The following is a 22,908-nucleotide window of genomic DNA, read 5'->3' as shown; positions in this document are numbered from 1 at the left end:
TTTTTTTACGCAATTCCGGACCTCACCCCGACGTCTTCGCCGCCCAGGCCTTCAGCGCCTCGTCGAACACTTTCTCGCCCGGGATGCCCTTTTCCATGGTGAGCAGCGCGCGGCGTCCGGTCTTGTAGACCACCGGCACGTCGATCCAGTCCTGGCCCCTCAGCAGCGTCAGATTGGCGTCCTCGTCGGCCTTGGTGTCGTTGAGCGCGACGAGGAAGAAGCCGTCGGCGATCTTGGCCGGAATGCCGATCAGCGGGCTGCCGGCATCCTGCTCGGAGCTCTTCATGGCGATGCGCAGGATGTTGTCGACGCCGCCGCCGTCAAACCCTTCCGGCGTCAGGAAGATCATCTCGATGATGTGGCTGGCCGGCAGGGTCTGGTCGGTGTTGCGCCGGATCGTCAAGCGCAGCTGGATATTCTTGCCGGGGATCGTCGCCTCGGCGCGGATCGCCGGCTCCGGCGGCAGGTCGCCGCCGGGCGATTCCTGCACCAGCGACCAGACGATGCTGCCGGGCTCGGCCGTGCCCTGCTGGGTGCTGGTGCGCTCCTCGTAGAAGATCGCCTTCTGCCCGACCGGGACGGTCGCCTCGGCTGTCGCCGGCGCGGGCGGCGTCGTGGCTGCGGCCGGCGGCGCTGCTGCAGCCGCGGGTGGCGTGGCGCCAGCCGCGGGCGGCATAGCGCCAGCCGCGGGCGGTGTGGTTCCTGCCGCCGGCGGTGTCGGATTGGCCGCGTTGGTCGCCGGCGCCGCCGGCGTTGCGGCAGGCGCCCCAGGCGTTTGCGTGGCCGGAGCAGGCGGGGTCGCCGCTGGTGCCGTTGCCGGCGCGGCCGGTGGCCGCGACGTCAGCGCCGCAACGGATTCGCCCTCTCCGATCGTCGCCTGTCCGCCGGCGGGACCGGGATCGGTCTCCTTGCCCTCGGGCGTCAGCCGTTGCGTGAACTTGTTCGCCTCGGCTGGCTCGCTGGCGCCGGCGGGGGCCGGCGCCGCGGCCGTCTCGGGCACCGGCTTGGCCGGGGCCGGCTTGACCAGCGGCTCCGTCGAGACCGTCTTGCTCCCGCCGCCGCCAAGGCCGAAGAGCGAGCCGAACGCATTCTTGTTCAGCCATATGCCATAGCCGCCGCCCGCCAGCACCAGGAGCGCGATGAGAGCGGCGATCAAGCCGCCATAGCCACGCTTGCGCTCCCGCGGCTGTGGCCGCAGTCGCTGAAAGGTATCCGCCGCCGGCTGCTCGTCATTGGCAAAGACGTCGCTGCCATCATCGGCATCGGCCGCGTCCATGCCTGCCAGGCCAACATCGTCCTCGCGCGGCGACGGCATCGGCGGCGCCGCCTTCTGCCAGGCTGGCTCTTCCTTTGGCGCGGCCTGCCAGGCCGGCTCCGTCCTTGCCGTGTTCTGCCAGGCCGGCTCGGCCTTCGCAGCGTTTTGCGGCGCGGGCTCCGCCTTCGGCGCGCTTTGCCAGCTCGGTTCCGTCCTGGCGGGCGGGACCGCCGGCTTGAACGGTTCGGATTTGAACGGGTCTGGCTTGGCAGTCACAGGCGCGGGCGCCGCCGGCTGGCGGGAGTGGTTCGGCTGGTTTTTGTTTCGGTCGATGGAAGAGAAAATATGCTCCAGCTCCGCCAGCGGATCCTCGGCCGGAGGGCGTTTGACATAGTCGCGCTCGACGCTGGAGATGGCGTCTTCCAGCGAGCGCTTCTGCTTGCTGACGACGTCGGGCGCGAGCGGCGGGGAATACTCGGCGAGCTTCTTCGCCAGCACCGCGCGGGCACCGTCGTATATCTGCTTGCGCACCTCGAACGAAGGATCCGCCTTCTTGTCGAGCTGCTTTTTCAGAACACTAACGAAATCTGCCATGCGTCAGGTGACCTGCATTCTTTTCCCGCCGGCCGCAAATCAGCCATAGCGCCGGGAAGGGCTGTGAAACTAGTCTTGAAACGGGTCGGTCACAAGTATTGTGTCGTCCCGTTCGGGGCTGGTGGAAAGCAGCGCCACCGGAGCGCCGATCAGCTCCTCGATATGGCGGACATATTTGACGGCTTGCGCCGGCAAATCGTTCCAGCTTCTGGCGCCGGCCGTGGTTCCCTTCCAGCCTTCGAGCGTCTCGTAGATGGGCTCGACCCGCGCTTGCGCGCCCTGGCTGGCCGGCAGGTAATCGATCGTCTCGCCGTCGAGCTTGTAGCCGGTGCAGACCTTGATCTCGTCCAGCCCGTCGAGCACGTCGAGCTTGGTGAGCGCGATACCCTTGATGCCGTTGACGGCGACGGCCTGGCGCACCAGCACGGCGTCGAACCAGCCGCAGCGGCGCTTGCGTCCGGTGACGACGCCGAACTCGTGGCCCCGCGTGCCGAGGAACTCGCCGATCTCGTTCTTCTGCTCGGTCGGGAACGGTCCTTCGCCGACGCGTGTTGTGTAGGCCTTGGTGATGCCGAGCACGTAGCCGATGACGCCGGGGCCGACGCCGGAACCGGCAGCGGCTTGACCCGCGACCGTATTGGACGAGGTGACGAAGGGATAGGTGCCGTGGTCGATGTCGAGCAGCGTGCCCTGCGCGCCCTCGAACAGGATGCGCTCGCCGGCGCGCCGCTTGTCGTCGAGCACTTTCCACACGCGGTCCATATAAGGCAGTATCTCGGCGGCCACCGAAGTCAGCTCCTGCATGATCGCCTCATGCGTCGCTTCCGGATGGCCGAGACCGCGGCGCAGCGCGTTGTGGTGCGTCAGCAGCCTGTCGACCTTCAAGGGAAGGGTTTCCAAATCCGCCAAATCCATCACCCGCACCGCGCGCCGGCCCACCTTGTCCTCGTAGGCGGGGCCGATGCCGCGGCGGGTCGTGCCAATCTTGGTTCCGGAATTCGAGGCGGCGTCTTCGCGGAATCCGTCCAGCTCCCGGTGCAGCGACAGAATAAGCGCGGTGTTTTCGGCTATTTTCAGGCGCTCCGGCGTGACCACCACGCCCTGCTCCTTGAGCTTCTTGGCTTCGGCAACGAAGGCATGCGGATCGAACACCACGCCATTGCCGATGATCGAAAGCTTGCCCTCCCGCACCACGCCCGAGGGCAGCAGCGACAGCTTGTAGACCTTGCCGTCGACGACCAGCGTATGCCCGGCATTGTGGCCGCCCTGGAAGCGCACGACCACATCGGCCCGTTCCGACAGCCAGTCGACGATCTTGCCCTTGCCTTCGTCGCCCCACTGCGAGCCGACGACCACCACATTGGCCATGTTCTTTTCCCTTGAAATGCCGCGCGGGCGGCCTGAAACGACAGGCCTCTATAGCGTCAAGCGCCGGCCGGCGCGACCCTTTCTTTGCCGTCGAAACCATCCTTGGAGCATGATCCCCGAACCGAGGGTCGGCGAATGCAAGAGCGCGTGCCGGCTTTTCGGAACAGACCATGCTCCGGCCAAGTGTCGGATCAAAACGACGCCGCCGGCGAACGTCAACCCGGTCCAGGCACAACAAATTCCGGCTTTCGCATCATTTACTTGCCGCCGCCGCCACTCTAGAGCCGGATGATTTCAGGTCTGTTCGACCTGAAATCTGAATCCGGCTCTAAATCAAAGAGATAGAGCATGATGTCGTCCGAAGACCGCTTCACACTTTTCGGCATCATGCTCTAGGCCGGCCTGAATCCTCGAACACCCTGTGGGGCCGGATCGTCCATGCACCGAGCCGCCTATCTGTTCCTTCTGTCGACCATGCTCTTGTGGGGCGGCAACTCGGTTGCGGGCAAGCTTGCCGTCGGCCATGTCTCGCCGATGACGCTGGTGTTCCTGCGCTGGGTGATGGCGGTGCTGATCCTGCTGCCCGTCGGCTGGCGGACGCTGCGCGAGGATTGGCCCGAAGTGCGCAGCCATTGGAAGCTGCTTGCCGGCCTCGGCGCTTGCGGCTTCACCATCTTCAACGTCATCTTCTACACCGCGCTCAACTACACCACCGCCATCAACGTCTCGATCGAGCAGGCAGCCATCCCGATCGTCATCATCCTTGCCAACTTCGTGCTGTTCAGGCTGCGCGTGCAGCCTCTGCAGATCGTCGGCGTCGTGCTGACCATCGTCGGTGTGGCGCTGACCGCCAGCCACGGCGACCTCGGCCAATTGCTGAAGCTCGACCTCAATTTCGGCGACGCCATCATGCTTGTCGCGGTGCTTTGCTACAGCCTCTATTCGGTGGGGCTGCGCCTCAAGCCGGCAATCCGCTGGCAAAGTTTCATGCTGGCGTTGTCGATCGCCGCGTTGCTGACATCCGTGCCGTTCTTCATCTGGGAAGTCGTGGCCGGCCACGTCATCGTGCCGGACGCGCATGGATGGGCGCTCACGCTCTACACCGCGCTCGGCGCTTCGGTCGTCTCGCAGGTTCTTTACATCAAGGGCAACGAGTTGATCGGCGCCAACCGCGCCGGCCTTTTCATCAACCTGGTGCCGATCTTCGGCACGCTGCTTTCGGTGCTGATCGTCGGCGAGCAGTTTCAGCCCTATCAGGCTTTCGCACTGGCGCTTGTCCTCGGCGGCATTGCGCTTGCCGAATACAGCGGCAGCCGGGCGGCGCTGCAGACGGGATGATATTTTTCGCGCGTCCGCTAAGCAGTTATTTAGCAACTTCTATCCCATTAAGGATATTGATATTTTCGATATACCAGAGATTGCAGCGCCATTGACTCTCTCAACTTTCAACCGACAAATGACGCAATCGGGTTGTTTTCGTCGACCAGAGAGGGAACCATGAATTTCCGGATGTTCTTGGCGCTGATCGCCGCCCTTGTCGGCCTCACCGCCTTTTCCGTATCGGCTTCGGCGGCCGCCGTCGCCCACACCACGACGTCACTCAATGTCCGCAGCGGCCCCGGTGCGCGCTATGCGAAGATTGCAACCTTGCTCGCCGGCCAGAGGGTTACGCTGTACCAATGCGAGGGCAGCTGGTGCTCGATTCGCGCGGCCGGTATCCAAGGTTGGGCGAGCGCGAATTACCTCGAACGTTCCCATGTCTTGCGGCCTGTGATCGTGCAGCCGCGCATCGTCGTTCGCCCGCCGCATTACCGGCCGCACAAGCCGCATTGGCCGCACAAGCCGCAGCGGCCGCGCCCGCCCAAGCCGCACAAGCCTCAGTGCAAGATCGCGCCCGGCTTCCCTTGCAAGTGAGATTGGGCAAGTGAGGTTGGGCAACTGAGGCCGGACGAGGCCTGAACTTATCGAAACGCCCCGCCGGCTGCTGCCGGCGGGGCGTTTTCATGTCGGACGATGGAGATTGGACTATTCGCCGCCGACGTCGAAACGCAGCCGCTTCGCCGAGTCGATCGACTTGTGCCCGCGCACCTGCTCCAGCACTTTTTCCGGGAAGGGCGCATCGAGATAGAGCAGCGCGATCGCGTCGCCGCCCGGCCGGTTGCGGCCGAGCTGGAAGTTGGCGATGTTGACGCCGTTCTCGCCGCAAACGGTGCCGAGCAGGCCGATGATGCCGGGCGCGTCGGCATTGGTCGTGTAGAGCATATGCTGGCCAACCTCGGCGTCGAGATTGATGCCCTTGATCTGGATGAAGCGCGGCTTGCCGTCGGAGAAGCAGGTGCCGGCGATCGAGCGCGTCATGTGCTCGGTGGTGACGGTGAGCTTGATATAGCCGTCGAACACGCCCGACTTGTCGCGCTTGACCTCGGCGACGATGATGCCGCGCTCCTTCACCATGATCGGCGCCGACACCATGTTGACGTCGGAGACCTGGGGCCGGATCAGACCGGCAAGGGCAGCACTCACCAGCGCGCGCGTGTTCATCGTCGCGGTCGAGCCGTCGAACAGGATCTCGACCTCCTTGATCGGGTCCTCGGTGACCTGGCCGACAAAGGCGCCGAGCACTTCGGCAAGCTTGACGAAGGGTTTTAGCCGCGGCGCTTCCTCGGCGGTGATCGAAGGCATGTTGATGGCGTTAGAGACCGCGCCCTTGATGAGGTAGTCGCTCATCTGCTCGGCCACCTGCAGCGCGACATTCTCCTGCGCCTCGGTGGTCGAGGCGCCGAGATGCGGGGTCGCCACGACATTTTCCATGCCGAACAGCGGGTTGTTCTCCGCCGGCTCGACCTCGAACACGTCGATGCCGGCGCCGGCCACCTTGCCGGTCTTCAGCGCCGCGACCAGGTCGGCCTCGACGACCAGCCCGCCGCGCGCGCAATTGATGATGCGCACGCCGTCCTTCATCTTGGCGATCGCAGCCGCGTCGATGATGTTGCGCGTCTTGTCGGTCAGCGGCGTGTGCAAGGTGATGAAATCGGCGCGGGCGAAGAGCTCGTCGAGCTCGACCTTCTGGACGCCGAGTTCCTCGGCGCGGCTGTCCGACAGGAACGGGTCGAAGGCGATCACATGCATCTTCAGCCCGACGCCGCGCGTGGCGACGATCGAGCCGATATTGCCGCAGCCGATCACGCCCAGCGTCTTGCTGGTGATCTCGATGCCCATGAAGCGGTTCTTTTCCCATTTTCCGGCATGCGTCGAGGCATTGGCCTCCGGAATCTGCCGCGCCAGGGCGAAGATCATGGCGACGGCATGCTCGGCCGTGGTGATGGAATTGCCGAAGGGCGTGTTCATCACGATGATGCCCCTGCGGCTGGCCGCCGGGATGTCGACATTGTCGACGCCGATGCCGGCGCGGCCGACGACCTTGAGCCTGGTGGCGGCATTGATCAGCTTCTCGGTGACCTTGGTCGCCGAGCGGATGGCGAGACCGTCATACTGGCCGATCACCTCGAGCAGCTTTTCCTTGTCCTTGCCGAGATCGGGCAGATAGTCGACCTCGATGCCGCGATCCTTGAAGATCTGCACGGCGGTGGTTGAAAGTTTATCCGAAACGAGAACGCGGGGCGCCATTGCGGCCTCCTTGACGTGGAAATGGATGTGTCGGGAAATGGCGGCCCACGGGCCGCCATGAAACTCAGGCCGCTGCTTTCAGCGACGCCTTCTGCGTGGCGAAGGCCCAGTCGAGCCAAGGCAGCAGCGCTTCGAGATCGGAAGTCTCGACGGTTGCGCCGCACCAGATGCGCAGGCCGGGCGGGGCATCGCGATAGGAGCCGATGTCGTAGGCGGCGCCTTCCTTGTCGAGCGAAGATACGATCCCCTTGGCGAAAGCCGCCTGGCCGTCGGCGTCGAGCGCCGCCACTTGCGCGTCTGTTAAGGAGAGGCACACGGACGTGTTCGAGCGCGTCGCCGGATCGACGGCGAGATGGCCGAGCCACGGCGACTTCTCGACAAACCGATCGAGCACGGCGGCATTGGCGTCGGCTCGGGCGATCAGCGCTTCCAGGCCGCCGATCGACTTAGCCCACTGAAGAGCATCGAGATAATCCTCCACGCACAGCATCGACGGCGTATTGATGGTCTCGCCCTTGAAGATGCCTTCGATCAGCTTGCCGCCCGAGGTGAGACGGAAGATTTTCGGCAGCGGCCTGGCCGGCTTGTAGGTCTCCAGCCGCTCGACGGCGCGAGGCGACAGGATCAGCATGCCATGCGCGCCTTCGCCGCCCAGCACCTTCTGCCAGGAGAAGGTCACGACATCGAGCTTTTCGAAATCGAGCCTTTGCGCGAACGCCGCCGAGGTGGCGTCGCAGATGGTCAGACCCTTGCGGTTCGCGGGAATGAAATCGCCGTTCGGCACGCGCACGCCCGAAGTCGTGCCGTTCCAGGTGAAGACCACGTCGCGGTCGAAATCGACCTGCGCCAGGTCGGGCAGCTTGCCGTAGCCGGCCTCGAACTTGCGCACATCGGCGAGCTTGAGCTGCTTGACCACATCGGTCACCCAGCCGGAACCGAAACTCTCCCAGGCGACCATGTCGACGCCGCGCTCGCCGAGCAGCGACCACAGCGCCATCTCGACCGCGCCGGTGTCCGACGCCGGCACGATGCCGATGCGGTAGCCGGCGGGAACCTTGAGGATTTCGCGCGTCAGCTCGATCGCCTGCTCGAGCTTCGCCTTGCCGATCTTGGCGCGGTGCGAGCGCCCGAGCGCGGCGGCTTTGAGCGCCTCGACCGACCAGCCGGGACGTTTTGCGCAGGGACCTGAAGAAAAATTGGGATTTGCCGGACGGAGTCCGGGCTTGGTAGGTGTCGTCATCGTGGTCTATCCTTCCAGATAGTGGCCCCTCGTTGGGGAGGGGTGGCCCACGGACGGCGATATGCGCTCAAGGCTTCGGCGTCAAGAGTAAAGTTTTTGTCGCTGTCAGGATATTCCCTTACTCAGCGCCTGGATCCGAAATGAAACGGCGGACCCCTTGGATCCGCCGTTCGACACCTGCCGGCCTGCTTCGCCTACCAGAGGTCGTAGCGCAAGCCGAGCTTGATCTGGTGGTTGCTGATGCCTTTGTGGACAGGGAAGGAATTCAGGCTTGCGGCCGTAACATATTCGGCATCGGGCGCGGAGAAATACTGGTAGCCAAGATCGATCAGAACATTCTTCGAGACCTGGTAGGCAAGGCCCGCGTTCAACGTATATGCCAAGGAATATTTTGTTTTGCTGCTGCGTACAGAGAAGTCGTCGCTGGCATCGCCGTTGTCGGTGAAATAGTCCGCCGAAAGACTGTATTTGCTTTGAACGATGCCGATACCTGCGCCGACATAGGGCGTGACGCCGACATATGTGCCAAGGTCGACATAGCCGTTCAATATGCCCGAGATGGCGTAGTTCTTGAGACTTCCAGCCCCCACGGTCGCCGTTGCCGGCGCCACCACGGTGGCGGTGTCGTCATAGCTGAAGCTGGTCTTGTTGCCGGGCAGGTAGCCGAGGTTGAGATCGGCACGGAGGTAATCGTTGAAATGGTAGCCGAAGCCGATGCTCGCGAAATAGGCGTCCTCACTCTCGCTGAAGCTTTCGCTGGCGATCGCTGAGGGGAAGGTGAAATCCCCATTTTTGAAGCTCTTTTGAGGCAGATAAGCGACATCACCGCGCAGATACCAGCCCGAGCCGACCTCGACCGGCTGGTAGTCCGGCGCCTGGTCGGCATAGATCGGCGGGTCGTAGTCCGCCGCCAGCGCCGGCGTCATCGGCAGCAGGATGATTGCGGCAAGCGCTGACGCGATACGCGATCTGGATATCATGGTCCCCGGCTCCTGAAATTGGCGCCAATCACGAACGCGGGCGCCGTTTCAAGATGCTATTGTTAACCATAGTGGTTAAGTGCCGGTTAAGGATAACAGCCGGTTACCAAATTGATTTCGATCGATATTTACCGGCATTGCATAAACGAAAAGCCGCCCGGCTGGCGCCAGGCGGCTTTGAATTCGAGGATTTAGGAAGCGATTACTTGGTGTAGATCGGTTCCGGCTCCGGCTGATAGGCGACCACCGGTGCGGCACAGCCATTATTGCCACCGAACTGGTAGCGCAGGCCGCCACGCACCTCGTGGGTATTGATGCCGCGATCGAAGCCCGGCCCGGCGCTGCTTGCATCCCACTCGAACATGCGGCCGCCCTGGATATGGGTGAAGCGGTAGCCGGCGTCGAGGATTACCCTGTCCGTCAGGCAGTAGGAAGCACCGGCCATGAGCGCGTAGGCGAAGCGCCAGTTGGAGGAGCCCGGATTGGTCTCGGTGGTGTTCGGATCGTGAACTGTGTCCCACTTGACGTGCGCGCCGCCGATGCCGGCGCCGACATAGGGCGTGATGCCATGCCAGGTGCCGATATCGACATAGGCATTGGCCAGGAGCAGGAGGGCGCTCATCTTCGATACTTCGGTCGAGGTCGAGACGAGATCCGATGTCTGGCCGTTGAAGTTCGACTTGAACCAGTAATCCGCGGTCAAGTCCGTGCGGAAGTAATCGTTGATCTTGTAGCCGACGCCGCCGCCGAGCGAGAAGCCGCCCTTCAGCTTGCCGAAATCGAAGCTTTTGCTGCCGGGCGTGACCGAACAGTTACAGGGATCGACAGCGTAAGTCATGTAGTCGATGCCGCGCACGGTCGACTTGTGATAGTCGAGATCGCCACGGATGTACCAGCCGCCGACATCGACGGGCTGCGCTTCGACGACCGGCGGCGGAGCCTCTTCGATCGGCTGCGGAAGATCGGCCGCCAGCGCCGGGCCGGCCAGCCCCGCGAACAGCGCGGCAAGCACTGCCATTCTCTTTATATTGAACATGCTGTCACCCCTAGGAAGCCTCGGGACGACGACGCCCGAAGAAGGTTGCCTCGGGTGTGGATAATGAATTGCAAAGGTTAAAAGCCGTTTAACCGTACCGATTAACCACGAATCTATACAATTTTAGAGGGAACGCCGTTGTCCGAGCGGCACAAGAAAGCGAAGCCCGCCACGATGGCGGACTTTCGCAAAAGGAGAACTCACGCCTGACGGCCGGCTTCAGGCGGCGCTGCGGGTTTCCGAAAGGATGCCGACGATGTCGTTGACGACCGCCTCGACCAGTTGCGGATCGTCGCCCTCGGCCATGACGCGGATGAGGGGCTCGGTGCCCGAGGGCCGGATGACGAGGCGGCCGGACGTGCCGAGCCGGCGGCGTCCTTCCTCGATCGCCGCCTTGACGGATGCTTCCTCCAGCGGCTTGCCGCCGGAGATGCGGACGTTCTTCAGGAGCTGCGGCACAGGCTCGAACTTCTTCGACAATTCGCTGACCGGGCGGTTCTGCCGCTTGATGCAGGCCAGCACCTGCAAGGCGGAGACCAGGCCGTCGCCGGTGGTCGAGAAATCGGAAAGCACGATGTGGCCCGACTGCTCGCCGCCGACATTCAAGCCATGCGCGCGCATATGCTCGACCACGTAGCGGTCGCCGACCTTGGTGCGATGGAGCTGCAGCTTCATGTCGCCGAGGAAGCGCTCAAGGCCGAGATTGGACATCACGGTGGAGACGACGCCGCCGCCGGCCAGTCGTCCGCTCTGGTGCCAGGATTCGGCAATCAGCGCCATGATCTGGTCGCCGTCGACGATCGCTCCATTCTCGTCGACGATGACGACGCGATCGGCGTCGCCGTCGAGCGCGATGCCGATGTCGGCGCGCACCTCGTGCACCTTCTTCTGCAGGCCGGCCGGATGGGTCGAGCCGCATTCCTTGTTGATGTTGAAGCCGTTCGGCTCGACATTGATCGCCACCACCTCGGCGCCGAGTTCCCAAAGCGCCTCGGGCGCCACCTTGTAGGAGGCGCCGTTCGCGCAGTCGACGACGATCCTCAGGCCCGAAAGCGACATCGAGCGCGGCAGCGTGCGCTTGGCGAATTCGATATAGCGGTCATGCACCCCATCGACGCGCTTGGCCCGGCCGAGCCCGTCGGAATCGGCGAGCGCCAGCTCGATATCCTTGTCGAGCATGCCCTCGATGCGCTCCTCGATCTCGTCGGAAAGCTTGTAGCCGTCGGGACCGAACAGCTTGATGCCGTTGTCGTAATAGGGATTGTGCGAGGCCGAGATCATCACGCCGATGTCGGCGCGCAGCGAGCGCACCAGCATGGCGACGGCAGGCGTCGGGATCGGGCCAAGCAGGAACACGTCCATGCCGGCGGCGCACAGGCCCGCGACCATGGCGTTCTCGATCATGTAGCCGGAAAGCCGTGTATCCTTGCCGAGCACGACGCGGTGCCGGTGATTGCCGCGCTGGAACGAGAGCCCGGCGGCCATGCCGACCCGCATGGCGACCTCGGCAGTCATCGGAAATTTGTTGGCGCGTCCGCGGATACCGTCTGTGCCGAAATACTGACCTGCCATGTGCCTTGCTGTCCCCGTCGGTTTTTCAGCCGCCCCTATTGCCACAATTGGGCCGCATCCGATCATCAAATTTCGTGATTATATATTACCAATCCTTAGAAAAACATTGTCGTGGGCGGTGCACGTGACCCGAGAGCCCGACACATCTTCTCGCTGTGGGGGTAGTATGTCTGCCGGGGGCAACTTTTCGTCATGCGTTCGCATGGAGAACCTTGGCGTAACGGCTGTGCCGGGCGATTCATCACCTTATCAGGAACAACACACTTTGTGACGGGCTTCGTGCCGGAAGCATCTGGCGCAACCGCACATTGAGAGCTATTGATTTGGCATAGGGACACTTAATGGCGGCAGCAAGGGAGAAAACGCCATGCTTATTCATAGACTTGCAGCTTTGACGGGTCTCGCCGTCGCAACCTTGTTCATGGCGGCGCCGGCCAACGCGCTGACCATGGCCGAGTGCAGCACCAAGTATAATGCGGCCAAGGATGCCGGAACGCTCGCCGGCCAGACCTGGAACCAGTTCCGCAAGGCGCAGTGCGGCAGCGATGCTTCCGCCGCGACCGACACCAAGGCGGCGACCGATACGAAGGCCGCCGACACCAAGACGACCAAGAAGGCAAAGACGGCCGCCGCTGCCGACGACGCCGCCAAGGGCTTGAGCTCCAAGGAGTGCAGCGCCAAGTACCAGGCTGCAAAATCCGCCGGCACGCTCAACGGCATGAAGTGGAACGACTTCCGCAAGGCCGAGTGCGGTCCCGGCGCAACCGCCGCGGCTGCCGCCGCCCCGGCCACCGACACCAAACCCGCCACGACGGCCAAGACCTCGACCGCGGCCGCCGCTGGCGGCAAGGGCCTGAGCATGGCCGAATGCAGCACCAAGTACCAGGCTGCGAAGACCGCCAACAAGCTCAACGGCATGAAGTGGAACGACTTCCGCAAGGCCGAGTGCGGCGCCAGCGCCGGCGATGACGACACCGTGCCGGCTCCGACGGAAGCCACCTACACCAGCGAGCCGGCGAAGCCGTCGGTCGCCGCGCCGAAGGGCGTGAGCTTCCCGACGGCGATTTCCCCGAAATTCGCCAACGAGACCCCGGCCAAGGGCCGCATGCATACCTGCCTCGAGCAGTACTATGCCAACAAGGACGCCAACACGCTGAACGGTCTCAAGTGGATCCAGAAGGGCGGCGGCTTCTACAGCCTCTGCAATGCCAAGCTGAAGAGCTGATCGCTTAGCTTCTATTTCCAGAAAAAAGCCCGCGCATCGCGAGATGCGCGGGCTTTTTTGTTTGGGCGGATTCGCAGGTCACATCCGCTCTTCAGGGAAACGCCGTCGGCGACACTGCCAATCTCCCCCCTTGTGGGGGAGATGTCCGGCAGGACAGAGGGGGGCGCGAAGGATCGCGGCGCTCACAGGACAAAGGTCCCTTGCCCACGAAGTGGGAAGAGGTGGCTCGGCGAAGCCGAGACGGAGAGGGGAGCGCCCTACGAAGGCCCCCTCTCCGTCCGCTTCGCGGCCACCTCTCCCCCGCCTTTGGCGGGGGCGAGGAACCCAAGCTTTGATACGCCGGCGAGACAGCCCCTCTGCCCTGCCGGGCATCTCCCCCACAAGGGGTCCACAAGGGGGAGAATGGCTGTCGCCGACTTTCGCCAATCACCAGCGGGCGCCGGCTAAACCTCTGGCGCCCCAAAGCAAAACGCCGCGGTTTGATCCGCGGCGTTTGTTTGTGGCGATTGCCGAACCTCAGCCCTGCGGCTGCGGCTCCATGCCGCCTTCGGGTTCGGGTCCCTTCTTGCGGCGGCCGCCGGTGCCGGCCTTCGGCACGGCCGAGCCGCGGCTTGGCGGGGTGTCGTCGCCGAGGTCTCGGGCGGGCTTGTGGCCGGCGATCAGCTGCTTGATCTCGTCGCCCGACAGCGTCTCGTATTCGAGCAGCCCTTCGGCAAGCGCGATCCAGTCCTTCTTCTTCTTGGTCAGCACGGTCTTCGCGGTCGAATAGGCGTCGTCGATCAGCCGCCGCACCTCGGCGTCGATGATCTGCGCCGTCTCTTCCGAGATGTTCTGCTGGCGCGCCACCGAATGGCCGAGGAAGACCTCTTCCTGGTTGTCGCCATAGGCGACATGGCCGAGCTTGTCGGAGAAGCCCCAGCGTGTGACCATGGCGCGTGCCAGCTTGGTCGCCTGCTCGATGTCGGAGGAGGCGCCCGACGTGATGTTCTCCTTGCCGAACTTGAACTCCTCGGCGACGCGGCCGCCCATCATGATCGCCAGCCTGGAGATCATGTATTTGTAGCTCATCGAGTAGCGGTCGCCTTCGGGCAGTTGCATGACCATGCCGAGCGCGCGGCCGCGCGGGATGATGGTCGCCTTGTGCAGCGGATCGGCCGTCGGCACGTTGAGCGCCAGGATGGCGTGGCCGGCCTCGTGATAGGCGGTCAGCTCCTTCTCGGCCTGCGTCATCGCCGACGAGCGGCGCTCGGCGCCCATCATGATCTTGTCCTTGGCGTCCTCGAACTCGGCCATGGTGACGAGCCGCTTGTTGCGGCGCGCCGCCATCAGCGCGGATTCGTTGACGAGGTTCATCAGGTCGGCGCCGGAGAAGCCCGGCGTGCCGCGCGCGATGACCTTGAGGTCGACATTGGGGGCCAGCGGCACGTTGCGCACATGCACCTTGAGGATCTTCTCGCGGCCGACGATGTCGGGGTTCGGCACCACGACCTGGCGGTCGAAACGGCCGGGCCTCAGCAGCGCCGGGTCGAGCACGTCGGGCCGGTTGGTGGCGGCGATCAGGATGATCGACTCGTTGGACTCGAAGCCGTCCATCTCGACCAGCAGCTGGTTCAGCGTCTGCTCGCGCTCGTCATTGCCGCCGCCGAGGCCGGCGCCGCGATGGCGGCCGACCGCGTCGATCTCGTCGATGAAGATGATGCAGGGCGCGTTCTTCTTGGCCTGGTCGAACATGTCGCGCACGCGGCTCGCGCCGACGCCGACGAACATCTCGACGAAGTCCGAGCCGGAAATCGTGAAGAACGGCACGTTGGCTTCGCCGGCGACCGAGCGGGCGAGCAGCGTCTTGCCGGTGCCGGGCGGGCCGACCAGGAGCACGCCGCGCGGGATCTTGCCGCCGAGGCGCTGGAACTTCTGCGGATCGCGCAGGAACTCGACGATCTCTTCGAGGTCTTCCTTGGCCTCGTCGACGCCGGCGACGTCCTGGAAGGTGACGCGGCCATGCGCCTCGGTCAGAAGCTTGGCCTTCGACTTGCCGAAGCCCATCGCTCTTCCGGAACCGGATTGCATCTGGCGCATAAAGAATATCCACACGCCCAGGATCAGGATCATCGGCAGCCATGAGATCAGGTAGCCGAACAGCGAATTGGAGCTGTCGGTCTCAGGCTTTGCCGTGATGGTGACGTTCTTGTCCTGCAGCCTGGAAACCAGCGACGGATCGCCTGGCGAATAGGTCTGGAAGCCGTTGGCGTTATCCGTGTAATTGCCGAAGATGCGGGCGCCGGCAATGGTCACGCTCTTGACCCGGCCGGAGGCGACATCCTGCAGGAACTGCGAATAGGCGATATCCGTCGTGGCACCGCGCGTCTGGGGCGTCTGGAACAGATTGAACAGGGCGATGAGCAGGACCGCTATGATCGCCCAGAGCGCGAGGTTGCGATAATTCGGATTCATCTATTGTCCCGTTGGGATCCGCGTACGGACCCGCGATGATGGAGAAGCTTGGCCTAACATAGGGAGAGCGCCTCCCCTTGCCAAGCAGAACAGCACGTATCGGTTAAGCTTTCGCCCACCCTAGGCCGCCATCATGGCCGTGGAATGGCGGTGCCGGCAATGGCGGCGCGCCGACAAGGGCCGCGACGGCGGCGGCAGGCGCGAGATCGAAGGACGGCAGGAAGCGCGCGAAAGGGGCCACCACAGGAACGGCCGAGACCGCCTGCGGTCCGGCATGGTCGCCCGCAAAATCAAGGCATACGCCGCCGGACCACAAAGAAGGCTCCGCGGCCAGCGCCGCGCGTGAGAGGCTTTGTGGAATATCCACGCTCAAGGACGCTTGCCTGGGCGCGGCGGCCCCCAGCGGCGCGATCACCAAGTCGCCCGTTCCGTCTTTCAAAGTGATGCGGCGGCGGTTGTCCCAGAGCAGCTTGTCCACCGGCGGCGCGGGGGCGGGCAGGTTGCGGTTTTCGCGCCGGAGGAAAATGCCGGTTCGGCGCGCGTCGACCACCGTCCGCGACAATGTGGCGCAAAGCGGGGTGGATCGCAGGCGGGAGACCAGCGCAGCACAGCGCACCTCGTCGGCGAGGAACGACACGCCGCCGACGGCGGCCAAAAGGATGCGCAGCGCATAGATGGCCGCCTCGCCATCCTCATGCGCGGCGAAATCGTGATCGAGGCGGATGAGGCCCGGACCTGGTCTATCGGCAAAGGCGTCGATAAGCATGGCGGCGCGGCGACCGATGTCCTGGCGCGCGAAAGCCGCCTGCTGCGACCGTGCCAACGCTTCGGCGATGCGCCGTTCGCCTTCGCCCTGCGTAAGCTTCGCCCGCATGCGCGGCCGCTCGAAGCGGATATCGATATTGGTCGGGTCCTCGATCCAGCCGATGTCGCGAGCCTGCAGCATCTCGCGCAGCGCAGCGCGCCTTGTGCCGAGCAGCGGCCGGACGATCCATGTCCGCCAGTCGTGCAGCGTGGCGGGCGCCATGCCGGCGAGGCCGCGGCCGTCATCGCCGCGCGCCTGCCGCATCAGCACCGTCTCGGCCTGGTCGTCGGCGGTGTGGCCGGTCAGGATCAGCTTGATGCCTTCGGCGCCGGCCGCTTCGGCAAGCAGCCCATAGCGCGCCTCGCGCGCGGCGGCTGGCAGGCCGCTCGCAGGCTTGTCGCCGCGCCAGGAGAAAATGCGGTGCGCGATGCCGCGCTCGGCGCAAAAGCGTTGGACGAGGCGCGCCTCGTCGGCCGAATCCGGCCTCAAGCCGTGATCGATCGTCACCGCGAGCAGCTTGGCGCCCGATGCGGTCCGGTCGAGGTGATCCTTGAGGAGGAGAAGAAGGGCGGTCGAGTCGCTGCCGCCGGATACGGCTGCAACGGCGCCGCTCGAAAAGTCTAGGTCGGAGAAAAGGCGGTCGAAAAAGTCGGCTTTGGTATCGGGCGTCAGCACGCCGCCAGGGCCTTTTCCTGCTTGATGCGTTCCTTGAGCGCGCCGGAAACATCGGGATAGCGCTTGCCGATCTCGTTGAAAGTGGCGCAGGCCACGTCGTTCTGCTTCAGGCCCACCAGCGAAACGCCGAGCTTGAGCAGCATGTCGGGCGCTTTCTTGGCCTTCGGATAGTCCTTGCTGGCGGCGAGGAAGACCTCCGCCGCGTCACGGTATTTCTGCTGCCCGAGCAGCGACTCGCCCAGCCAGTAATGCGCGTCCGCCGCTTTGGCGTCCTTGGGGAAGCGCGAGATATGGTCGCGAAAACCCTGCTCGGCGGTCGGGTAATCGCCCGACAGGATGAACTGGTAGGAATTGCGATAAAGCTCGTCGGGATCGTTGGTCGACGGCAGGGCCGCGACTTGCGTGCCGCCAGCTTTGTTCTTCTTGGCCGGCGTTTCGGCGGAAGGAGCGCTTGCGGTAGCTGCGGGAGCTTGGGCCGGCGCGCTCGCCTGCGAACCGGTCTCGGCATTGACCACATTGCCGTTCTTGTCGACGGTGATGGTGCCGAAATTCTTCGGCGGCGCGCCGGTGATCAGCTTGCCGGGATCGCCGGTCTGCGATTCCACGATCACGTCGCCGACAGTCTTGCCGCCGCCGTTTTGCCCGCCGGTGGCGGCCGGCGCCTGCGTCGCCGGAGCCTGGGCGACGCTGTTGTCGGTTCCTGCGTCGCCGGTGCCGGTGTCCCCGGTGCCGGCGTCGCCGATATTGGTGTTGCCGCCGTTGCTATTTCCATCCCGGGGCGCGGCTTCGGATTTCTTCTGCCCGGTCGGCTTGGCGCCGCCTTGCGCACCGCCCTCGAGCTGCTGGAAGCGGAATTCGTTGTCTTCCTGCTGCTTGCGGATCTGTTCCTGCATCTGCAGGATCTGGAAATTCATCTCCTCGATCTTGCCGTTCAGCTGGCGCAGCTGGTCTTCCAGACCCGTCACGCCACCGCTGTTGTCCTGCGCGATCTGCGCCTGCTCCGGCTTCTTCTTGTCGCCGAAGATGCCGAGTGTCGGCAGATGGAAGGTGAATCCGCTGTCGGAAGCCCGCCCGGCGCTATCGGCCGGCGCGGCAAGGCTTGGAAGGCTTGATACGAGCAGCAGCGCAAGCGTGCCGCTCAGGACCGTTCTGAAGTGCATTCTGTCTCTCGCGGTGGGTGTTGGCCTGATGCGCCTTTCCAAATCAAACAAAGGGAGGAAGCGCCCTCGCGCTCATAGCAGGACGCGAGACTTCGGCCAAATTTTGTTTCCGGATGTTGCAAATGAAAAAGGCGGCCCTGAGGCCGCCTTTCGTTTTCGGGATGTTGTATTTTTGTCGCCCGCGCCGACGCGACGACGCAGCGCCTGGATCTTTAGGAGCCGGCGCCGGAAAGCGTGGTGACGGCGCGGCGGTTCTGCGACCAGCAGGAGATGTCGTCGCAGACCGCGACCGGACGCTCCTTGCCGTAAGAGATGGTCTTGAGGCGGCTGGCGGAGACGCCCTTGGAAACCAGAAAGTCGCGGGTGGCGGCGGCGCGGCGGGCGCCAAGCGCCAGATTGTATTCACGCGTGCCGCGCTCGTCGGCATGGCCTTCGATGACGATCGCGTACTGACGATACTGGTTGAGCCACTGCGCCTGGCGGGCGAGCGTGGTCTGCGCATCGGCGCGGATCGAGGAGGAATCGGTGTCGAAGAAGATGCGGTCGCCGATGTTGACGGTGAAATCCTGCGCCGAACCGGGGGTGGCTGCGCCGGCACCGTTGAGGCCGAGATCGGCCGCGCTGTTCGGGGTCTTCTTCGAGGCGCAACCGGTGATGGCGAGAGCCGCCACCAGCGCGATCATGGCCGGGTTTCGGGTAAGTGCTGCGATACGGCCCATGCCGCCTCTCCTTCGCATATGAGTGATTTCGTTGATCACCCAGTAACCACGTTTGGGTTAACCGGCATTCAAGAAACACGGTTAATTTTTGGTTTCGAGCCGCCGTCCTCGACTGCTTGACCCCACGCTTTACCAAGGGGCGACATTGCGTGCGGACCCTAGGCGGAAATGCGGCCAAAACGCGACCGGCCTGTGAAAAAGAGGCTTCAAAGGCCTCTCCTTCGTTGGGTTTTCGACAAATGCGACAACTACTCCAAAAGCGGCGACCAGGCCGGATCCGAAGCGTAGTTCGAGGTCGGGATCTGCTGCTCGTTGCGGCCAGTGAGATCGACCGAGACCAGCTTCGGGCCGCCGGCGGAGTCGCGGAAGAACATCAGGACGCGGCCGTTCGGCGCCCAGGTCGGGCCCTCCTGCTGGAAGCCGGAGGAGAGGATGCGCTCGCCCGAGCCGTCGGTCTTCATGACGCCGATCTGGAACTCGCCGCCGCTCTGCTTGGTGAAGGCGATGAGGTCGCCGCGCGGCGACCACACCGGCGTCGAATAGACGCCGTCGCCGAAGGAAATGCGGTGCGGGTTGGAGCCGTCCGCGCCCATGACATAGATCTGCGAGCGGCCGCTGCCGCCGCCGCGGTCGGAGGTGAAGACGATCTGCGAGCCGTCCGGCGAATAGGAGGGCGAGGTGTCGATGGCGGTCGAGTCGGTCAGCCGCGTCGTCGAGCGGCTCCTCAAATCCATTGCGAAGATGTTGGAGTTGCCGTCGTCGCGCAGCAGGCTCATGATCACCTTCTGGCCGTCGGGCGAAAAGCGCGGCGCGAACGTCATGCCCGGGAAATTGCCGACCAGCTCGCGCTGTCCGGTTTCGATCTGCAGCAGATAGACCTTCGGCTGTCCGCTCTCATAGGACATGTAGGTGATCTCTTGCCGGTTCGGCGAGAAGCGCGGTGTCAGCACGATCGAGCGGCCATCCGACAGATAGCGCACATTGGCGCCGTCCTGGTCCATGATGGCGAGGCGCTTCTTGCGTGCATTTTTCGCGCCGGATTCGTCGACGAAGACGACGCGGGTATCGAAATAGCCTTTTTCGCCAGTGATCTTCTCATAGATCGCATCGGCGATGATGTGCGCGACGCGGCGTTGATTGGCGTCGTTGGCGAAAAACTGCTCGCCGGCCAGCTGCTGGTTGCCGAAAATATCCCACAGCCGGTACTGGGCGCGGATGCGGCCGTCCGCCTCCTTGCTCACGCTGCCGGTCACCAGCGCCTGCGCGTTGATGACCTTCCAGTCGTCGAAACGGGGCGTGGCATCCGGATTTGCGATCTTCTCGACAAAGGCGGCCTTGTCGATCGGCGCGAACAGCCCCGACCGTTTCAGGTCGGCTGTGACGATCTCCGATATCTGCGGACCAAGCCCTCCCTGGAAGTCGGGGATGGCGATCGGCATCGGCTCAACATTGCCTTTGTTGACGTTCAGCTCGAGAGTTGCCTGGGCAGGCAAGGTGGCGACGGAACTTATGCCCATCGCCATCGCGGCGACCATCAGGAGCGGCTTGAGGATGGATTTCATGTCTTCTCGCTTCTCTTGCTGATTTTTTGGACGCTCAGGCTACAGGCCAAGCATCGCTCTCGGATCGAAGTTGACGCGAATGTCGGACCAGATGTCTTGCTTTCCGGCGGGAACCTGCAGCCCGGCGACGTCGCATTTCTGCACGGCGCGAACCGCGCTGGCGTCGAACTGGGGGTTGCCGCTGGACTTCTCGACGGTCGGGCGACCTTCCAGCTTGCCGGAGGCATCCAGGTTGAAACGGATGACCACGGTGAAGTTCTCGGAGCCTTCGAGGCCGACGGGAAGGGTCCAGCAACCGCCGAGCTGGTCCTCCAACGCCCCTTGCTCCGACTTGGAGAGCTTCTGGCCCTGATCCTTTTCGCCGCCGAGCGAAGCCTGCTGGCTCGAGCGCTTGGCGCCGCCGCCGGACGGTTTCTGCTTATCGAGCAGGGCCGTTATCTCGTCGGCGTTGAACTGCTTCTCGTCCGATTTCTTCTTGGAAGACGCTTCCTTCACCGGCTTTTCGGCGTCCTTGCGATCCGGCGCCTTGGCACTCTCGGCCTGGGCCGGCTGCGGCTTCGGCCGCGCTTCCGGCGCCGGTGCCGAATCCGGAAGCTTTGCTTCCTCCGTCGGCTGATCCTGTGAGATCGCCTCGGCCACCGCGTCGGGCTTGACCGCTTCCTTCTGGATGGCCGCGGTCTTGTCGGGCTGCGGCGCGGGCGTCGGCTCCTTGGCAGGCGTCGGCTTGGGCTCCGTCTGCTTGACCGGCTCGGGCTTGACCTCTTCCTTCGGCGTCGGCGTCGGCGCGACTTCCGTCGCAGGCGTCGGCTTCGGCTTCTCCTGCGGCTTCGGCACGTCCTCGACCGCAGGCTTCTCGGTCGGCGTCGGTGCTGGCGGCGGCGCCGCCGTCTTCTCCACCGGCTTCGGCTTGGCTTCGTCCGTCACCGGCTTGTCGGTGTCGACGGTGTTCTCCCCGACCTTCTGGGCGTTGGGCACGACATCGGGACGCTTCGTCGGAACAGGCGCCGGCTTGTCATGCATCACCGACTTCTTGTCGCCCTGCAGCGTCTGGGCGATCGCCTCCATCGGCACGATGTCGACCGCCACCGACTCAACGTCGGAAGCAGGCATTGCGGGCGGCGACGACAGCGTGAACAGCCCGAAGGCCAGCGCCACCGCATGCAAGATCACCGAAGAGGTGAGACCGGTCCGCATTTGGCGCGCCTACTGATCCTGTTCCTGCAGCGAGACCAGGCCGATATTCTTGTAGCCGGCCGCCGAAATGCGGGCCATGACCTTCATCGCCGTGCCGTAATCCGTCGACTTGTCGCCGCGGATGAAGATGCGCTCGTCATAGCCGGTCTTCGAAATCGCCTGCAGCTTGGCCACCAATTCCTCGATCGGAATCTCGGTTTCCTGCAGGAAAATCTTGCCCGTGGCGTCGATCGACACGGTGATCGGCTGCGTGTCGACATTCATCGCCTTGGCCTGCGTGTCAGGCAGGTCGATAGGCACGCCGACGGTCAAGAGCGGCGCCGCGACCATGAAGATGATCAGCAGCACCAGCATCACGTCGACCATCGGCGTGACGTTGATTTCGGACATCAAGGCGTGGTGACGGCCACGGCGCCTATGACCGCGCCCGCCTCGCCCCGAGCCACCTGCGCCAGCAGCAGACATCCCCATGATCGTTCCTCAGGCCTTCTGCGCTACTTTTTCATCGATTTGGCGCGAGAGTATGGCGGAGAACTCGTCCGAGAACCCTTCCATGCGCACGCCGAGTTTGTTCGCATCGGATGACAGCTTGTTGTAGGCGATGACCGCCGGAATGGCCGCGAGCAGGCCGATCGCGGTCGCGAGCAGCGCTTCCGCGATACCGGGCGCCACCACCGACAGGCTGGTGTTTTTCGAGGCTGCGATCGCCTGGAACGACGTCATGATGCCGATGACGGTGCCGAACAGCCCGATGAAGGGCGCGGCCGAGCCGGTGGTGGCGAGGAAGCCGAGGCGTCCCTCCAGCCTTTCCATCTCGCGCGTCAATGCCAGGTCCATGGCCTTGTCGATGCGCGTCTGCAGCGCCAGCGGCGACTTCGCGCCCTTTTCGAAGCTCTTCTTCCATTCGCGCATGGCGGCGACGAAGATCGCGCCCATGCCGGTGGTCTTGCGGTCGGAGAGCGTGCGGTAGAGGTCTTCAAGCGATTGCCCGGACCAGAAGACCTGTTCGAAGCGGTTCAGCGCCAACTTCATCCGGCTATAGGCGACAAGCTTGTCGATGATGATGGCCCAGGTCCAGATCGAGGCGCAGAGCAGGCCGATCATCACCAGCTTGACCACCCAGCCGGCCTGCATGAACAGCGCCCAGATCGATAGATGCGCTGCCGGATCGGCGAGTGCGATGTTTTCCATGGCTTAAGTCCTTAAGATTTTCCGGGCATCGCTGGCGGCTGGCCCATGGCATCCCTTTGGTCCGATCGCGCGAAGCTTGAAGCTTGCGGGATAAGCCCCGAATGCACCGTTTCGCGGCCTTTTCGAGGCAAATGTTGGTGAAAGGAAGGCGCAGGAATTGCGCCAATCTTCACCAATTCCTTCATGAACCGTTATGGTTAAGGATGGGTTAGGACGTAAGGCGCGGCGCATTGCCGCGCATGGCTTGGGCCAGC

The 22,908-nt window shown here is 64.0% G+C and carries 18 protein-coding genes; 3 read left to right on the top strand and 15 right to left on the bottom strand.

Translation table 11 applies throughout. The annotated features are described in order from the left end of the window. Window positions 1–22: 22 nt before the first annotated feature. On the bottom strand, window positions 23–1,849 hold the full coding sequence (locus RFM41_RS09720) for a hypothetical protein (protein ID WP_320247095.1): 1,827 nt from the start codon (window positions 1,847–1,849) through the stop codon (window positions 23–25). 69 nt (window positions 1,850–1,918) lie between these two features. Next, window positions 1,919–3,217 (bottom strand): adenylosuccinate synthase, encoded by a 1,299-nt coding sequence (locus tag RFM41_RS09715; protein ID WP_320247097.1) that lies wholly within the window; start codon window positions 3,215–3,217, stop codon window positions 1,919–1,921. A gap of 438 nt (window positions 3,218–3,655) precedes the next feature. On the opposite strand from RFM41_RS09715, the gene RFM41_RS09710 reads away from it, so the two are divergent. Then, a complete protein-coding gene (locus RFM41_RS09710; RefSeq protein WP_320247098.1) occupies window positions 3,656–4,555 on the top strand; it encodes a DMT family transporter in 900 nt (299 codons plus the stop codon). Window positions 4,556–4,714: 159 nt separating this feature from the next. Continuing rightward, the gene (locus tag RFM41_RS09705) at window positions 4,715–5,131 is read left to right on the top strand and encodes an SH3 domain-containing protein (protein ID WP_320247100.1); all 417 of its coding nucleotides are present in this window, start codon (window positions 4,715–4,717) and stop codon (window positions 5,129–5,131) included. A 111-nt stretch (window positions 5,132–5,242) separates the two neighbouring features. On the opposite strand, the gene serA is transcribed toward RFM41_RS09705, so the two are convergent. From serA to glmM, 5 genes are all read right to left on the bottom strand, one after another. Further along, complete coding sequence (serA, locus tag RFM41_RS09700) at window positions 5,243–6,844, bottom strand: phosphoglycerate dehydrogenase (RefSeq protein WP_320247102.1); 1,602 nt, start codon at window positions 6,842–6,844, stop codon at window positions 5,243–5,245. Between the two features lie 64 nt (window positions 6,845–6,908). Continuing rightward, a complete protein-coding gene (locus RFM41_RS09695) occupies window positions 6,909–8,084 on the bottom strand; it encodes a phosphoserine transaminase (protein WP_320247104.1) in 1,176 nt (391 codons plus the stop codon). Between the two features lie 194 nt (window positions 8,085–8,278). Beyond that, window positions 8,279–9,064: an outer membrane protein gene (locus RFM41_RS09690; protein ID WP_320247106.1), complete on the bottom strand. Its 786-nt coding sequence runs from the start codon at window positions 9,062–9,064 to the stop codon at window positions 8,279–8,281. A 202-nt stretch (window positions 9,065–9,266) separates the two neighbouring features. Then, window positions 9,267–10,100, bottom strand: coding sequence for an outer membrane protein (locus RFM41_RS09685; RefSeq protein WP_320247108.1), 834 nt, complete (start codon window positions 10,098–10,100; stop codon window positions 9,267–9,269). Window positions 10,101–10,319: 219 nt separating this feature from the next. Then, complete coding sequence (glmM, locus tag RFM41_RS09680) at window positions 10,320–11,672, bottom strand: phosphoglucosamine mutase (RefSeq protein ID WP_320247110.1); 1,353 nt, start codon at window positions 11,670–11,672, stop codon at window positions 10,320–10,322. A 367-nt stretch (window positions 11,673–12,039) separates the two neighbouring features. Here glmM and RFM41_RS09675 point away from each other — a divergent pair, with 367 nt between their 5' ends. Then, window positions 12,040–12,897: a hypothetical protein gene (locus RFM41_RS09675; protein WP_320247112.1), complete on the top strand. Its 858-nt coding sequence runs from the start codon at window positions 12,040–12,042 to the stop codon at window positions 12,895–12,897. 516 nt (window positions 12,898–13,413) lie between these two features. Here RFM41_RS09675 and ftsH read toward each other — a convergent pair. The 8 genes from ftsH to tolQ all read right to left on the bottom strand — a co-directional run bounded on the left by ftsH (window position 13,414) and on the right by tolQ (window position 22,654). Further along, window positions 13,414–15,348 (bottom strand): ATP-dependent zinc metalloprotease FtsH, encoded by a 1,935-nt coding sequence (gene ftsH / locus RFM41_RS09670; protein WP_320247113.1) that lies wholly within the window; start codon window positions 15,346–15,348, stop codon window positions 13,414–13,416. Window positions 15,349–15,451: 103 nt separating this feature from the next. Continuing rightward, window positions 15,452–16,828: a tRNA lysidine(34) synthetase TilS gene (tilS, locus tag RFM41_RS09665; protein WP_320247115.1), complete on the bottom strand. Its 1,377-nt coding sequence runs from the start codon at window positions 16,826–16,828 to the stop codon at window positions 15,452–15,454. Further along, window positions 16,822–17,988: a tol-pal system protein YbgF gene (gene ybgF / locus RFM41_RS09660; protein ID WP_320247117.1), complete on the bottom strand. Its 1,167-nt coding sequence runs from the start codon at window positions 17,986–17,988 to the stop codon at window positions 16,822–16,824. Before ybgF ends, tilS begins: the two co-directional genes overlap by 7 nt. A gap of 212 nt (window positions 17,989–18,200) precedes the next feature. After that, on the bottom strand, window positions 18,201–18,707 hold the full coding sequence (pal, locus tag RFM41_RS09655) for a peptidoglycan-associated lipoprotein Pal (protein ID WP_042645746.1): 507 nt from the start codon (window positions 18,705–18,707) through the stop codon (window positions 18,201–18,203). Window positions 18,708–18,955: 248 nt separating this feature from the next. Beyond that, the gene (gene tolB, locus RFM41_RS09650; RefSeq protein WP_320247122.1) at window positions 18,956–20,269 is read right to left on the bottom strand and encodes a Tol-Pal system beta propeller repeat protein TolB; all 1,314 of its coding nucleotides are present in this window, start codon (window positions 20,267–20,269) and stop codon (window positions 18,956–18,958) included. Between the two features lie 39 nt (window positions 20,270–20,308). After that, window positions 20,309–21,463, bottom strand: coding sequence for a cell envelope integrity protein TolA (gene tolA / locus RFM41_RS09645; protein ID WP_320247123.1), 1,155 nt, complete (start codon window positions 21,461–21,463; stop codon window positions 20,309–20,311). Window positions 21,464–21,472: 9 nt separating this feature from the next. Continuing rightward, window positions 21,473–21,934, bottom strand: coding sequence for a protein TolR (gene tolR / locus RFM41_RS09640; protein ID WP_320247124.1), 462 nt, complete (start codon window positions 21,932–21,934; stop codon window positions 21,473–21,475). Window positions 21,935–21,943: 9 nt separating this feature from the next. Continuing rightward, window positions 21,944–22,654, bottom strand: coding sequence for a protein TolQ (gene tolQ, locus RFM41_RS09635; protein WP_320247125.1), 711 nt, complete (start codon window positions 22,652–22,654; stop codon window positions 21,944–21,946). Between the last annotated feature and the right edge of the window lie 254 nt (window positions 22,655–22,908).

Origin of the sequence: Mesorhizobium vachelliae, assembly GCF_033977325.1 — a bacterium.
Classification (GTDB): Bacteria; Pseudomonadota; Alphaproteobacteria; order Rhizobiales; family Rhizobiaceae; genus Mesorhizobium; species Mesorhizobium vachelliae.
This window is presented reverse-complemented; position numbering and strand designations above follow the sequence as displayed.

Coding starts and splice junctions, on each gene's coding strand:
- RFM41_RS09710 (WP_320247098.1), top strand. CDS start 3,656: ATGCACCGAGCCGCCTATCTGTTCCTTCTGTCGACCATGCTCTTGTGG.
- pal (WP_042645746.1), bottom strand. CDS start 18,707: ATGGGCCGTATCGCAGCACTTACCCGAAACCCGGCCATGATCGCGCTG.
- RFM41_RS09695 (WP_320247104.1), bottom strand. CDS start 8,084: ATGACGACACCTACCAAGCCCGGACTCCGTCCGGCAAATCCCAATTTT.
- tolR (WP_320247124.1), bottom strand. CDS start 21,934: ATGGGGATGTCTGCTGCTGGCGCAGGTGGCTCGGGGCGAGGCGGGCGC.
- tolA (WP_320247123.1), bottom strand. CDS start 21,463: ATGCGGACCGGTCTCACCTCTTCGGTGATCTTGCATGCGGTGGCGCTG.
- RFM41_RS09685 (WP_320247108.1), bottom strand. CDS start 10,100: ATGTTCAATATAAAGAGAATGGCAGTGCTTGCCGCGCTGTTCGCGGGG.
- ybgF (WP_320247117.1), bottom strand. CDS start 17,988: ATGCACTTCAGAACGGTCCTGAGCGGCACGCTTGCGCTGCTGCTCGTA.
- RFM41_RS09715 (WP_320247097.1), bottom strand. CDS start 3,217: ATGGCCAATGTGGTGGTCGTCGGCTCGCAGTGGGGCGACGAAGGCAAG.
- tolB (WP_320247122.1), bottom strand. CDS start 20,269: ATGAAATCCATCCTCAAGCCGCTCCTGATGGTCGCCGCGATGGCGATG.
- RFM41_RS09705 (WP_320247100.1), top strand. CDS start 4,715: ATGAATTTCCGGATGTTCTTGGCGCTGATCGCCGCCCTTGTCGGCCTC.
- RFM41_RS09690 (WP_320247106.1), bottom strand. CDS start 9,064: ATGATATCCAGATCGCGTATCGCGTCAGCGCTTGCCGCAATCATCCTG.
- serA (WP_320247102.1), bottom strand. CDS start 6,844: ATGGCGCCCCGCGTTCTCGTTTCGGATAAACTTTCAACCACCGCCGTG.
- RFM41_RS09675 (WP_320247112.1), top strand. CDS start 12,040: ATGCTTATTCATAGACTTGCAGCTTTGACGGGTCTCGCCGTCGCAACC.
- glmM (WP_320247110.1), bottom strand. CDS start 11,672: ATGGCAGGTCAGTATTTCGGCACAGACGGTATCCGCGGACGCGCCAAC.
- RFM41_RS09720 (WP_320247095.1), bottom strand. CDS start 1,849: ATGGCAGATTTCGTTAGTGTTCTGAAAAAGCAGCTCGACAAGAAGGCG.
- tolQ (WP_320247125.1), bottom strand. CDS start 22,654: ATGGAAAACATCGCACTCGCCGATCCGGCAGCGCATCTATCGATCTGG.
- ftsH (WP_320247113.1), bottom strand. CDS start 15,348: ATGAATCCGAATTATCGCAACCTCGCGCTCTGGGCGATCATAGCGGTC.